The organism is Nocardia sp. NPDC056611, assembly GCF_042792755.1.
In the GTDB taxonomy this organism is placed as follows: Bacteria; Actinomycetota; Actinomycetes; order Mycobacteriales; family Mycobacteriaceae; genus Nocardia.
Map to the genome: position 1 here is coordinate 34,976 of NZ_JBHTVV010000004.1, position 11,966 is coordinate 46,941.

Here is an 11,966-nt window from a genome sequence, read left to right on the forward strand (position 1 = left end):
CGTCGGTGCGCATGGGCACCGATTCGGCGACACGACCACGCCAGCGCGCGCGGCATCTGGGTCCCGAACGCCGTCGCCCGCAGGTCCTCGACACCGCTCTGGAGATCGCCGTCGCCGACGGCATCGCGGCGGTCACCGTCGCCGCGGTGGCCGACCGCATGAAGGTCACCCGCCCCGTCGTCTACGCCTGCTTCGCCGATCGGGTCGAGCTGCTCGAGGCGCTCATCCGGCGCGAGGAGGACTACCTCGTGCAGGGCGTGCTGGAGACGCTGCCCCGCCGCCGGGTGGAAGCCGACGAGGCGGTGTTCGTGGAGGGCTTCCGCGCCCTGCTGCACACCGTCTCCCGGCGCCCCGACACCTGGCGGCTGCTGTACGGCAATCCCGATCCGGCCGTGGCGGATTCGTTCGGCAAGGGCCGGCTGCTGGCGGTGGAACGCTGCACCCGGCGACTACGCCCGACCCTGGCGGCCTGGGGCACCGCCGACGCCGAACACAAGCTCCCGGCCCTGGTCGAGTTGTGGGTGTCGGCCGGTGAGGGCGCGGTCCGCACGCTGCTGACCGAGCCGGGCGACTGGAATCCCGACACTCTCGGAGAGTTCGTCGGCGCGGCGGTCTACCGCGCCCTGCGTCACGCCTGACTACGATGGAAATCGACCATCGGTCAGCGGGAGGACGCCATGACGTTCTATCGGCAGGTTGGTTCGGTGCCGCCCAAGCGGCACACGCAGCATCGAGATGAGAGCGGCCGGCTCTATTACGAAGAGCTGATGGGAGAAGAGGGCTTCTCCGGCGATTCCTCGCTGCTCTATCACCGCGGACTACCCCCGGCCATCGTGGATTCGTCGGTGTGGGTGCTGCCGCAGCAGCGGCTGTTCCCGAATCATCCACTGCGGCACCGGCATCTGAAACTGCACGAACTGTTCCTGGGCGACAAACCGGGCGACAGTGATGTGGTGACCGGGCGGCGGTTGCTGCTCGGCAATGCCGACGTGCGCATCTCCTATGTGGCGGCGCTGCGCGAATCGGCGCTGTACCGCAATGCCATCGGCGACGAGCTGGCCTATATCGAATCCGGTTCGGGGCGAGTGGAAACCGTGTTCGGCACGCTGCCGGTGCGGCAGGGTCATCAGGTGCTGCTGCCGCGCGCCACCACCCACCGCTGGGTTCCGGCCGGCCCGGAACCGTTGCGCGCCTACATCATCGAGGGCTCCGGCCATATCACCCCGCCGAAGCGGTATCTCTCGAAATACGGTCAGTTCCTGGAGAGTTCGCCCTACTGCGAGCGCGATCTCCACGCGCCGACCGAGCCGGTCCAGGTCGACGGTGAGAATGTGGAGGTGCTGGTCAAGCACCGTCCCGCCGGTGAGATCGTCGGCACCAGCATGGTTTACGCCACCCATCCCTTCGACGTGGTGGGCTGGGATGGCTGCCTGTACCCGTTCGCCTTCGATATCGCCGATTTCGAGCCGATCACCGGCCGGGTGCACCAGCCGCCGCCGGTGCATCAGGCGTTCGAGGGCCAGAACTTCGTGATCTGCGATTTCGTGCCGCGCAAGGTGGACTACCACCCGCTCTCGATCCCGGTGCCCTATTACCACTCGAACGTGGACTCCGACGAGATCATGTTCTACTGCGGCGGAAATTACGAGGCGCGCAAGGGATCCGGGATCGACCTGGGTTCGGTGTCGGTGCATCCGGGCGGGTACGCGCACGGTCCGCAGCCGGGAGCCTACGAGCGCAGCATCGGAATCGACTTCTTCGACGAACTGGCGGTCATGGTGGACACCTTCCATCCGTTGCAGCTGGGTGAGGGCGCGCTGGCGTGCGAGGACCCGCGCTACGCGTGGACCTGGTCGGGTAAGGGGCCGTCGGAATGGATCTGAATTGAGCAGCCGGGTGCGTATCGAGGTCCCCGCGGATTCCGGTTTCGGCCTGGACCACCTGCCGTACTGCGTATTCCGACCCTCCGGCCGGGAACCCCGGGTGGGCGCCCGGCTGGGCGACACCGTGATCGATCTGGCGGTGGCGCTCGATGATCCGATGTTCCATCAGCCCAGCTTGAACGCTTTCATGACCCAGGGGCCGCGGTGCTGGCGCGAGATCCGGGAGCGGGTGCGGACCGCCGCCGAGGCGGAACTCCCCGCGGCCGCCGTGCACGAGGTGCGCGCGGTCCGCCTGGATCTGCCGATCGAGATCGGCGACTACGTCGACTTCTACGCCAGCCTCGATCACGCCACCGCCCTGGGCCGCATGCTGCGCCCGGACGGTGAACCGCTGCTGCCGAATTGGCGGCATCTGCCGGTGGGCTATCACGGCCGCGCGGGCACCGTGGTGGTGTCGGGCACCGATGTCATCCGGCCGCACGGGCAGCGCCGGACCGACTCCGGCACACCGGATTTCGGCCCGAGCCGCCGCCTCGACATCGAGGCCGAACTGGGTTTCGTGGTGGGCGCGGGCTCGGCGCTCGGCACGCCGATCGGTACCGGCGAGTTCGCCGACCACGTTTTCGGGGTGGCTCTGGTCAACGATTGGTCGGCGCGCGATATCCAGGCGTGGGAGGGTCAGCCGCTGGGCCCGTTCCTGGGCAAGTCCTTCGCAACCAGCCTGTCGGCGTGGGTGACCCCGCTCGACGCCCTGGCCGCGGCCCGCATTCCGCTGCCGCCGCAGCATCCCGAGCCGCTGCCGTATCTGCGTGACGCCGCGGCCTGGGGTCTGGACATCGCGGTTCGGGTGGCCTGGAACGGGCAGCTGGTCTCCACTCCCCCGTACCGGCGCATGTACTGGTCACCGGCGCAGATGCTGGCGCACCTGACGGCGAACGGGGCCTCGACCCGCACCGGGGACCTGTTCGCGTCCGGCACGATCTCGGGCGCGGATCGCGGCGAGCGCGGGTCGCTGATGGAGATCAGCTGGGGTGGCGCCGAGCCCCTCGAATTGAACGGCGCGCAGCGGACGTTCCTGCAGGACGGCGATGAGGTGGTGCTCACGGCAACCGCCCCGGCGGTCGGCGGCGGGCGGCTGGAGCTGGGCGAAGTCCGCGGGCGGATCGCGAAAGCCGAGTAATAGCCAGCTGGTATGGCCATGAGCATGGTCACTGAACCTACCGGTCGGTCGATCAGGGAAAGTACCGTTCCGAAAGTTTGCGACTTTCGGAGGGCGGCGTCGATGTTGACCACTTCTGCCCGGTTCGCCATGGCGCGCCCGCGCGCCGTGCTGGTGGCCGCGCTGCTGCTGATGCTGGTGTGCGGCGGCTTCGGGGCCACCGTCAAATCGCACATGGTCGGCGGCGGATATCTGACCGGCTCGCTGGAGTCGGTGCGGGCCAACGACTTCATCACGAAGAGCTTCCCCGGCGGCAATCCGAACCTCATCGTCATGGTGAGCGGTGACGGCGGCGTCAACAGTCCGCAGGTGCGCGCGGAGGCGCAGCGCATCACCGACACGTTGAGCCACGACTCGACGGTCACCGGCGTCCAGTCCTATTGGGCCAACAGCGCGGCCCGGCCCGACCTGGCCGCCGCGCTGAAGAGCAAGGACGGGCAACGTGGGCTGATCATGGCCACGGTGACCGGCACCGACACCGAGGTGCAGAACCGGGCCGCGGACCTGTCCACCGAGCTCAATGGCGACCGCGACGGCGTCCAGGTGCGGGTGGGCGGCATGGCCGGATCGTTCGCCGATATCAATCACCAGGTCGAGAAGGATCTGCTGCTGGCCGAGGCCATCGCGGTGCCGGTGTCGGCGCTGCTGCTGGTGCTGGTGTTCGGCAGCGTGATCGCGGCCCTGCTGCCGGTGGGCGTGGGGCTGTTCGCGATCGCCGCCACCCTCGGCATCCTGCGCGCCATGACCACGTTCATGGACGTGTCGATCTTCGCGCTGAACATGACCAGCGCGCTGGGCCTGGCGCTGGCCATCGACTACAGCCTGTTCATCGTCAGCCGGTACCGGGAGGAGCTGGCCAATGGGCGCGATACCCGGGCGGCGATCCTGCGGTCGGTGCAGACGGCCGGGCGGACCGTGGTGTTCTCCGGCCTGACCGTCGCGCTGGCGCTGGCGGCGCTGGCGGTGTTCCCGCAGCCGTTCTTCAAGTCCTTCGCCTACGCCGGTGTCGCCGTTGTGGTCGCGGCCGTGGGTGCGTCGGCACTGCTGTTGCCCGCCGCGCTGATGCTGCTCGGCGATCGCGTCAATGCCTGGGATCTGCGGAAGCCGGTGCGCCGCTTGCTGGGTCGCGGTGAGCCCGCGCCGAAGCAGCCGGAGGAGACCTTCTGGTACAAGCTGGTCACCGGTGTCATGCGGCGGGCGCTGCCGATCGCCGTGGTCACCGCGGCGGTGCTGCTCGCGCTCGGATCCCCGTTCCTGAAGGCGCATTTCGGTACGCCGGACGACCGGGTGATCGGCGCCTTCGCCTCGAGCCGTCAGGTCGGTGACGCGCTGCGGCACGACTTCGGTGCCGATATGGCCTCCAGCGCGGTGGTGGCGCTGCCCGGATTCCACGGCGACACCAAGGAGATCGGCGCGTACGCCGCCCGCCTGTCGCAGGTGCCGGGGGTTCCGGCGGTGCTGTCCAGTGACGGCGTCTACGTGAACGGCGCGAAGATGGCTCCCGGCGTGCAGCAGATGGCCGGGCCCGACGGCGCGTACTTGTCGGTCGGCACCCGGATCGCCCCGTACTCCGCGGAGGGCAAGCAGCAGCTCGCCGATCTCCGCGCGTTGCCCGCCCCCGGCGACGTCCTCTTCGGCGGCGCGGCCGCCCTGAACGAGGACACCATGGATTCGGTGATCACCCGGCTGCCCTTGGCGGGCGCGATCATCGCGATCATCACCCTGATCCTGCTGTTCCTGTTCACCGGCAGCGTGGTGCTCCCGGTGAAGGCGCTCCTGCTGAACCTGCTGTCGCTGACCGCCACCTTCGGCGCCATGATCTGGGTCTTCGAGCAGGGGCACGGCGCGAGCCTGCTGGGCTTCACCTCCACCGGCAGCATCGACCTGTTCATGCCGATCCTGATGATCTGCCTGGCCTTCGGCATGTCCATGGACTACGAGGTCTTCCTGCTCTCCCGCATCCGCGAGGAGTGGCTGGCCTCCGACCGTTCGCCCGAGGCCAACACCCGTTCGGTGGCGCTGGGCGTGGCCCGCACCGGCCGCATCTTCACCGCCGCCGCGGGCCTGATGGCGGTGGTGCTGCTGGCGGTGGCCACGTCCGAGGTGGCCCCCATGAAGCTGTTCGGCATCGGCCTGGCGCTGGCCGTCGTCTCCGACGCCACCGTCATCCGCGGCCTGCTGGCCCCGGCCCTCATGCGCCTGATGTCCACCGCCAACTGGTGGGCTCCCAAACCCCTTGCCGCCCTGCACAAGCGGATCGGGCTGGAGGAGGAGCCGGGCGCGGCGGCGGCCGGCGACGAGGACCGCGAGGTCGCGCTGGCCCGCTAGCGGCGGGCGGCGCGGCCCGCGTCGACGACGGCGACGAAGTTCTCCAGATCCGAGATCAGGGTGTCGACGGATTCGGGGGCGCCGCCGTCGTCGTGGTGGTGCAGCCAGTCGGCGACGAGCTCGAACATGCCGCCGATGGTGGCCAGGGCCAGCGCCGGCAAGCGGTGTTCCTCGTGCGGGTCGGCTTGCAGCCATTGGTGTTTCAGGAATTCGGCGGACCACCGGCGATTGGTACGGCGCATGCCCTCGACGGCGGGCGAGATGCCGCCCGCTTCGCCGAAGGTGACCTTCGCGAGGCGGGGGTCGTCGGCGATGGCGTGGACGAAGGCCGCGAGGACGGTGGCGCGGCGGGTGGGCCAGTCGGCGTCGGCGGTCTCGACGGCCACCTCCGCGACGCGTTGCTGGATAGCGGTGGTGATCTGTTCCAGCAGGGCGGTGTAGCACGCCTCCTTGCTGTCGAAGTGGTCGTAGAAGCCCTTGGTGCCGACGAAGGCGTGCTGGCAGATCTGTTCGATGGAGGTGCCCGAATAGCTTTGCCGGGCAAAGAGTTCGGTGGCGGCGGTGAGGAGCTGACGGCGGCGCTGGGCGCTGCGCTCGCCGGCGTCGAGGCCGCGGATGCGACGCCGGACGGGGGGCGCGCCGGTCGACGCGGCAGATTTGCTGCGGGACATACCTAAACGATAGCCAAGCCCGTTTCAGAACGACATCTTGTTGATAACCCGGGCCCGCGCTGTAACCGCTGTCGCGTCGAGGAAGGGAACGGCGAGTGGCGATCGAATTCAGGAACCGCCGCCGCACAACCGCTTCCGGTCGATCAAGACGGTCCGGACGCGCTCGTGACGCAGACCGAGATCCCGTTGAACGCCGTCTTCGGCGCGCGGGGCCGGCCGATCGGGCCGCGGGGAGAACTGACCGGCGGGACACCCGCTCGGAGCAGACCGAATCGTATATTCCACGGTCCCGGGGTTGCCGTGCCCCGGGGCCGGGTATGGTCGGCTCGGAAAAAGTTTGCCAACGGGGGCTCGCACCAGCGGGCTGAGAGGACGGCTGATGGGCCGTCGACCGTATGAACCTGACCGGGTAATGCCGGCGTAGGGAGGATCTGCAATGTCATCGAGTCGTGTCTCCAGCTCGGCCGCCCCGGTCGACACCGTGACCACCGGCCCCATCCAGGGCAGCGTCAAGCACTACGAGCAGGTCGAGGCCGACGGCACGACCCTGCGGGTTCCGGTGCGGCGCATCAACCTCACCAATGGCGAGCACTTCGACGTGTACGACACCTCCGGTCCGTACACCGACGACACCGCCACCATCGATCTCGAGGCGGGTCTGCCCAAGCTGCGCGACGGCTGGGACAAGCCGCGGGTCGACGGCCCGCCCACCCAGCTGAACTGGGCGCGCCAGGGCGTCGTCACCAGCGAGATGCACTACATCGCCGCGCGCGAAGGCGTTTCGCCCGAGCTGGTGCGCGATGAGGTGGCCGCCGGTCGCGCGGTGATCCCCGCCAACCACAAGCACCCCGAGTCCGAGCCGATGATCATCGGCAAGAAGTTCGCGGTGAAGATCAACGCGAATATCGGCAACTCGGCCGTGAGCTCCTCCATCGCCGAGGAGGTCGAGAAGATGGTGTGGGCCACCCGCTGGGGCGCCGACACCATCATGGACCTGTCCACCGGCAAGAACATTCACGAGACCCGCGAGTGGATCCTGCGCAACTCCCCGGTCCCGGTCGGCACCGTGCCGATCTACCAGGCGCTGGAGAAGGTGAACGGCGATCCCACCAAGCTCACCTGGGAGATCTACCGCGACACCGTGATCGAGCAGGCCGAGCAGGGCGTCGATTACATGACGGTGCACGCGGGCGTGCTGCTGCGCTACGTGCCGCTGGCCGCCAAGCGCGTCACCGGCATCGTGTCCCGCGGCGGGTCGATCATGGCCGCGTGGTGCCTGGCGCATCACCAGGAATCGTTCCTGTACACCAACTTCCGTGAGCTGTGCGAGATCCTGGCGAAGTACGACATCACCTTCTCCCTGGGTGACGGCCTGCGTCCGGGTTCCATCGCGGACGCCAATGACGAGGCCCAGTTCGCGGAGCTGCGCACCCTGGGTGAGCTCACCAAGATCGCGAAATCCTATGGCGTGCAGGTGATGATCGAGGGCCCCGGCCACGTGCCGATGCACAAGATCGTGGAGAACGTGCGGCTGGAGGAGGAGCTCTGCGAGGAGGCTCCGTTCTACACCCTCGGCCCGCTGGCGACCGATATCGCGCCCGCCTACGACCACATCACCTCGGCCATCGGCGCGGCGATCATCGCCCAGGCCGGTACCGCGATGCTGTGTTACGTGACCCCGAAGGAGCACCTGGGTCTGCCGAACCGCGACGACGTGAAGGTCGGCGTGATCACCTACAAGATCGCCGCCCACTCCGCCGACCTGGCCAAGCAGCACCCCCGGGCCCAGGATCGCGACAACGCGCTGTCCAAGGCGCGCTTCGAGTTCCGCTGGACCGACCAGTTCAACCTGGCGCTGGACCCCGACACCGCGCGGGAGTACCACGACGAGACCATGCCGGCCGAGCCCGCCAAGACCGCCCACTTCTGCTCCATGTGCGGTCCGAAGTTCTGCTCCATGCGCATCTCGCAGGACGTGCGCGACTACGCCGAGAAGCACGGCCTCACCGATGTGAACGCCATCGAGGCCGGAATGGCCGAGAAGTCCGCCGAATTCGCCGAGGCGGGCAACAAGGTGTACCTGCCGGTTGTGTCGTAAGGATCGAATTCGAGTCGGGGCGGGTGGCTTTCGAGCTACCCGCCCCGGATCGTCTCAGGGGCGATTCGTGATCTGCTGGACGGCCCAGCTGTTGCCATCCGGGTCGTCGAAGAACACGAACCCGCTGTTGTTCAACGGATCCCCCTCGGTGACCGGCCCCGGCAGCACCTGGATGTCACTCACCTCGACACCTCGCTCGACCAGTTCGGCGTGCGCACGCTTCAGATCGTTGACCACCAATTGCAGTCCCTTGATGCTGCCCGGCTCCATCTTCGGGACCGCGCCCTCGCCGATCACGATCGAGCACCCCGACCCCGGCGGCGTCAGCTGGCAGATCCGGATCCCCGGCGCCGGCTGGGTGTCGTGGTCGACATGGAACCCCAGCTTGCGGGCGTAGAAGTCCTTGGCGCGGTCCACGTCCGACACCGGGACGATGACCACTTCGAGTGTCCAATTCACGGCGGATCCTTCCGAATCGAGTGTTTCTCCCAGTAGTCGGAGCGACAGCACGGAAATCATCGTGAACGCTACCCAGGTGTATCGCCCGCGGGGGTCACTCCGGCGAGTAGAACGTGCCCTTGCCCGCGATGTGGGGGAGGTCGGTGTCGATGGTGACCTCGACCCGCCCGGGACCGGTCGGCAGCGTCTCCGGCACCCACAGCGCGTTGCTCGGCCCGAACGGCGTGCCGTCGCCCAGCGGAACCGGCGGGAAGCTGCCGCTCGCGCCGGTATCGAGATTGCGCCAGCTCAGGGTCGCCGTCGCGCCGCAGCCCGGGTTCGGGATGGGCAGGAACGTGAATTCGGCGCGCACCCAGACGGTTTGCTTGCCGTAGTAGGTGTTCTGGGGATCGTGGAACGCCTGGATCTGGCCGAAGCAGGGGAAGGCCCCCGATCCGGCGGTGTAGGCGGGGGTGAAGGTGGTGATCGGGTCGGCGGCGGCGGTGCCGGTGGCCGCGAACAGCGCGGCCGCGGCGAGCGGCAGGGCGAACAGGGGACGAATCCAGCGCATCGCGACTCCTCGAATTGATTACGGGGACAAACGAATGTCGGCGAGAACCCCGCCAACGCTACCGTTCACTGGTCACGGCGCTACCGGTCACTGGTCACGACGCTGCCAGCGGTGCGCGAATTCGCCCGGGGCGGGCGGCGGGCCGGGCAGGTCGCCGGTGGCGGTGAGGCCGTCGACGAGCAGGGCCAGCACCCGGCGGCGCAGCTGGGCGGTGCGTTCGGTATCCGGCAGCGTGACGGCGGCGCAGGCCTCGAGGATCAGGCCCAGATCGGCGACGGTGACCTCCGGGCGCAAGGTGCCGGATTCCCGTGCGCGGCGCAGGAGTTCGTCATTGAGCTCGGCGCTGCGCAGCACATCGGGAAGGATCGAGTCGTCGGCGGTGAAGGTGCCGGCCAGGTGCACCGCCAGCGAGTGGACGTCGGCGTCGACGACACTGCGCAGGAACTCCACCAGCGCCGCCCAGCCGTCCGGATTCTCCAGGGCCGCTTCGGCTTCCGCGTTGTAGCGACGCAACCCGCTGTAGCAGAGGGTGCGCAGCAGGTCCTCCTTGCTCGGATAGCGGCGGTACAGGGCGCTGATGCCGACGCCCGCACGCTCGGCGACGGCCGAGATCGGGGCCTTGGGTTCGGCGAGGAACACGTCGCGGGCGGCGGCCAGGATGAGTTCGTCATTGCGCGCGGCCTGGGCCTTGCGGCCGGGCAGGGCCCGCTGAGCTGTGCTTTCGGCTGTTTTCGACATGAATCGAGAATACCACTTGAACGGAATGATCCGTTCCGTTATGGTTTAAACAGAACGAAGCATTCCGTTCCACAAAGGAGAGAATGATGAACACCCAGCCCACCACCGCCATCCGCCCGTTCCGCATCGACGTCCCCCAGGCCCAGCTGGACGAGCTGGCCGACCGCCTGCGCAAGACCCTGTGGCCGAACGAGCTCCCCGGCGTCGCCGATGCCTACGGCGTCACCAACGACCGGGTGCGCGGGCTGGCGACGTACTGGCTGGAGGAGTTCGACTGGCGGGCGCTGGAAGCCAAGCTCAACGCCTACCCGCAGTTCACGACCGAGATCGAGGGCGAGGACATCCACTTCCTGCACGTGCGGTCCTCGCGGGCGGACGCCACCCCGGTCATCCTCACCCACGGCTGGCCCGGCTCGGTCCTGGAGTACCTGGACGTGATCACCCCGCTCACCGAGCCCGAGGACGCCGAGGCGCCCGCCTTCCACGTGGTCATCCCCTCGCTGCCGGGCTTCGGCTTCTCCGGCCCGACCCGGTCCGCCGGCTGGAGCCGCTACCGCACCGCCAGCGCCTGGGTGGAGCTGATGGACCGGCTCGGGTACGAGCGTTTCGGCGCGATCGGCAATGACGGCGGCTCGATGGTCTCCCCCGAGATCGGCCGCATCGCCCCCGATCAGGTGGTCGGAGTCCATGTGACGCAACTGTTCTCGTTCCCGTCCGGCGATCCGGCCGAGATGGCCGACCTGTCCGAGGAGGACATGGCGGCGCTGGCGCATCTGCAGTGGTTCTACGAGAACAAGATGGCCTTCAACACCCTGCACAGCCAGCAGCCGCAGACCATCGCGTTCGCGCTCGCGGATTCGCCGGTGGGCCTGCTGGGTTGGAACGCGCAGCTGTTCAGCGAGGGCCTGGACGATGACTTCGTCATCGGCAACACGGCCATCTACTGGCTGACCGGCACCGCCGGGTCGTCGCTGCGCTTCTACTACGAGGACGCGCACGCCGAGCAGCCGCAGGGCCCGACCACGGTGCCCACCGGGCTGGCCATGTTCAAGGGTGACTTCCAGTCCATTCGCCGCTTCGCCGAGCGGGATCACAAGAACATCGTGAGCTGGCATGCGTACGACGTGAATTCGTCCACGTCGACGAGCGCCAATGACGCCGCCGGGCACTACGCCGCGCACGAGGCGACCGACGTGCTGGTCGCCGACATCCGTGGATTCTTCGCCGGTTTGCGCTGATTCGCCTGCGACGGGCCCGCACCCTCGGGGTGCGGGCCCGTCGCATGCCTGGACCCTCCCGCATGTTCGCGAGACGCGCGGCGATGTTCCCCGACGGCTCCCGTTGATGTACTTGATTCACCTTCGCAACAACGAATAACCCGAGGTGAGAGACATGAACATCGCCCTTTTCGGAGCCACCGGAACCGTCGGCCGCCACGCGGTCACCCAGGCCCTCGCGGCCGGACATCAGGTCACCGTCCTGGTCCGCGATCCGGCCAAACTGACCGTCACCCACGAGCGGCTGCGGGTCGTCACCGGTGACGTCCTGGACCCGGCCGCCGTCGAGCGGGCCGTCATCGGACAGGACGCGGTGATCGTCGCGCTCGGCGCGGGCCGTAAGGGCGTGGTGCGCGCCGAGGGCACCCGCCACGTCATCGAGGCCATGAACCGGACCGGGGTGAAGCGGCTGATCTGCCAGTCCTCGCTCGGCGTCGGCGACAGCGCGGGCAACCTGAACTTCGTCTGGAAGTACATCATGTTCGGCATGCTGCTGCGCCCGGCCTTCGCCGACCACGTGCGGCAGGAGGAGTACGTGCTGGCCAGCGATCTGGACTGGACCATCGTGCGGCCCAGCGCCTTCACCGACGGCCCGGCCACCGGCGATTACCGCCGCGGCTTCCCGGGCACGGAATCCGGTCTGAAGCTGAAGATCTCGCGCGCCGACGTGGCCGGGTTCCTGGTCGAGCAGCTCGACGACACCTCGTATGTGTGTCGTACGCCGGGCATTTCGCACTGATCAG

The 11,966-nt window shown here is 68.4% G+C and carries 11 protein-coding genes and 1 riboswitch; of the genes, 7 read left to right on the top strand and 4 right to left on the bottom strand.

Annotation, left to right across the window (positions count from 1 at the left end):
* Positions 1 to 11: 11 nt before the first annotated feature.
* The 4 genes from ACFRAQ_RS21590 to ACFRAQ_RS21605 all read left to right on the top strand — a co-directional run bounded on the left by ACFRAQ_RS21590 (position 12) and on the right by ACFRAQ_RS21605 (position 5,430).
* The gene (locus ACFRAQ_RS21590) at positions 12 to 638 is read left to right on the top strand and encodes a TetR/AcrR family transcriptional regulator (protein ID WP_379102304.1); all 627 of its coding nucleotides are present in this window, start codon (positions 12 to 14) and stop codon (positions 636 to 638) included.
* Positions 639 to 677: 39 nt separating this feature from the next.
* A complete protein-coding gene (locus ACFRAQ_RS21595; RefSeq protein ID WP_379102306.1) occupies positions 678 to 1,883 on the top strand; it encodes a homogentisate 1,2-dioxygenase in 1,206 nt (401 codons plus the stop codon).
* Position 1,884: 1 nt separating this feature from the next.
* Positions 1,885 to 3,063: a fumarylacetoacetase gene (fahA, locus tag ACFRAQ_RS21600; RefSeq protein ID WP_379102308.1), complete on the top strand. Its 1,179-nt coding sequence runs from the start codon at positions 1,885 to 1,887 to the stop codon at positions 3,061 to 3,063.
* A 102-nt stretch (positions 3,064 to 3,165) separates the two neighbouring features.
* Positions 3,166 to 5,430: an MMPL family transporter gene (locus ACFRAQ_RS21605; RefSeq protein ID WP_379102310.1), complete on the top strand. Its 2,265-nt coding sequence runs from the start codon at positions 3,166 to 3,168 to the stop codon at positions 5,428 to 5,430.
* Here the strand turns inward: ACFRAQ_RS21605 and ACFRAQ_RS21610 are convergent.
* The gene (locus tag ACFRAQ_RS21610) at positions 5,427 to 6,101 is read right to left on the bottom strand and encodes a TetR/AcrR family transcriptional regulator (RefSeq protein ID WP_379102312.1); all 675 of its coding nucleotides are present in this window, start codon (positions 6,099 to 6,101) and stop codon (positions 5,427 to 5,429) included. The two genes, ACFRAQ_RS21605 and ACFRAQ_RS21610, sit on opposite strands and share 4 nt — an antisense overlap.
* A gap of 333 nt (positions 6,102 to 6,434) precedes the next feature.
* A riboswitch (TPP riboswitch) is annotated at positions 6,435 to 6,545 on the top strand.
* Between ACFRAQ_RS21610 and thiC the strand changes: the two genes are divergently transcribed.
* Positions 6,538 to 8,199 carry a phosphomethylpyrimidine synthase ThiC gene (gene thiC / locus ACFRAQ_RS21615; RefSeq protein ID WP_379102314.1) on the top strand — a complete coding sequence of 554 codons (1,662 nt, stop codon included), beginning with the start codon at positions 6,538 to 6,540 and terminating at the stop codon, positions 8,197 to 8,199. (Overlaps the previous riboswitch by 8 nt.)
* A 54-nt stretch (positions 8,200 to 8,253) precedes the next feature.
* Here the strand turns inward: thiC and ACFRAQ_RS21620 are convergent, their stop codons facing one another.
* The 3 genes from ACFRAQ_RS21620 to ACFRAQ_RS21630 all read right to left on the bottom strand — a co-directional run bounded on the left by ACFRAQ_RS21620 (position 8,254) and on the right by ACFRAQ_RS21630 (position 9,946).
* Positions 8,254 to 8,658, bottom strand: a complete 405-nt coding sequence (locus ACFRAQ_RS21620; RefSeq protein WP_379102316.1) for a VOC family protein — start codon at positions 8,656 to 8,658, stop codon at positions 8,254 to 8,256.
* Between the two features lie 94 nt (positions 8,659 to 8,752).
* Entirely contained in the window at positions 8,753 to 9,208 is a 456-nt protein-coding gene (locus ACFRAQ_RS21625) for a hypothetical protein (protein ID WP_379102318.1), read from the bottom strand.
* An 87-nt stretch (positions 9,209 to 9,295) separates the two neighbouring features.
* Positions 9,296 to 9,946: a TetR/AcrR family transcriptional regulator gene (locus ACFRAQ_RS21630; RefSeq protein WP_379102320.1), complete on the bottom strand. Its 651-nt coding sequence runs from the start codon at positions 9,944 to 9,946 to the stop codon at positions 9,296 to 9,298.
* A gap of 86 nt (positions 9,947 to 10,032) precedes the next feature.
* Between ACFRAQ_RS21630 and ACFRAQ_RS21635 the strand changes: the two genes are divergently transcribed.
* The gene (locus tag ACFRAQ_RS21635) at positions 10,033 to 11,184 is read left to right on the top strand and encodes an epoxide hydrolase family protein (RefSeq protein ID WP_379102322.1); all 1,152 of its coding nucleotides are present in this window, start codon (positions 10,033 to 10,035) and stop codon (positions 11,182 to 11,184) included.
* A 154-nt stretch (positions 11,185 to 11,338) separates the two neighbouring features.
* Positions 11,339 to 11,962 (top strand): NAD(P)-dependent oxidoreductase, encoded by a 624-nt coding sequence (locus ACFRAQ_RS21640; RefSeq protein WP_379102324.1) that lies wholly within the window; start codon positions 11,339 to 11,341, stop codon positions 11,960 to 11,962.
* Positions 11,963 to 11,966 lie beyond the last annotated feature (4 nt).

Excerpts from the sequence above, each read along its gene's own strand:
- ACFRAQ_RS21590 (WP_379102304.1), top strand. The coding sequence starts at position 12 with ATGGGCACCGATTCGGCGACACGACCACGCCAGCGCGCGCGGCATCTG.
- ACFRAQ_RS21595 (WP_379102306.1), top strand. The coding sequence starts at position 678 with ATGACGTTCTATCGGCAGGTTGGTTCGGTGCCGCCCAAGCGGCACACG.
- ACFRAQ_RS21605 (WP_379102310.1), top strand. The coding sequence starts at position 3,166 with ATGTTGACCACTTCTGCCCGGTTCGCCATGGCGCGCCCGCGCGCCGTG.
- ACFRAQ_RS21610 (WP_379102312.1), bottom strand. The coding sequence starts at position 6,101 with ATGTCCCGCAGCAAATCTGCCGCGTCGACCGGCGCGCCCCCCGTCCGG.
- thiC (WP_379102314.1), top strand. The coding sequence starts at position 6,538 with ATGTCATCGAGTCGTGTCTCCAGCTCGGCCGCCCCGGTCGACACCGTG.
- ACFRAQ_RS21625 (WP_379102318.1), bottom strand. The coding sequence starts at position 9,208 with ATGCGCTGGATTCGTCCCCTGTTCGCCCTGCCGCTCGCCGCGGCCGCG.
- ACFRAQ_RS21630 (WP_379102320.1), bottom strand. The coding sequence starts at position 9,946 with ATGTCGAAAACAGCCGAAAGCACAGCTCAGCGGGCCCTGCCCGGCCGC.
- ACFRAQ_RS21635 (WP_379102322.1), top strand. The coding sequence starts at position 10,033 with ATGAACACCCAGCCCACCACCGCCATCCGCCCGTTCCGCATCGACGTC.
- ACFRAQ_RS21640 (WP_379102324.1), top strand. The coding sequence starts at position 11,339 with ATGAACATCGCCCTTTTCGGAGCCACCGGAACCGTCGGCCGCCACGCG.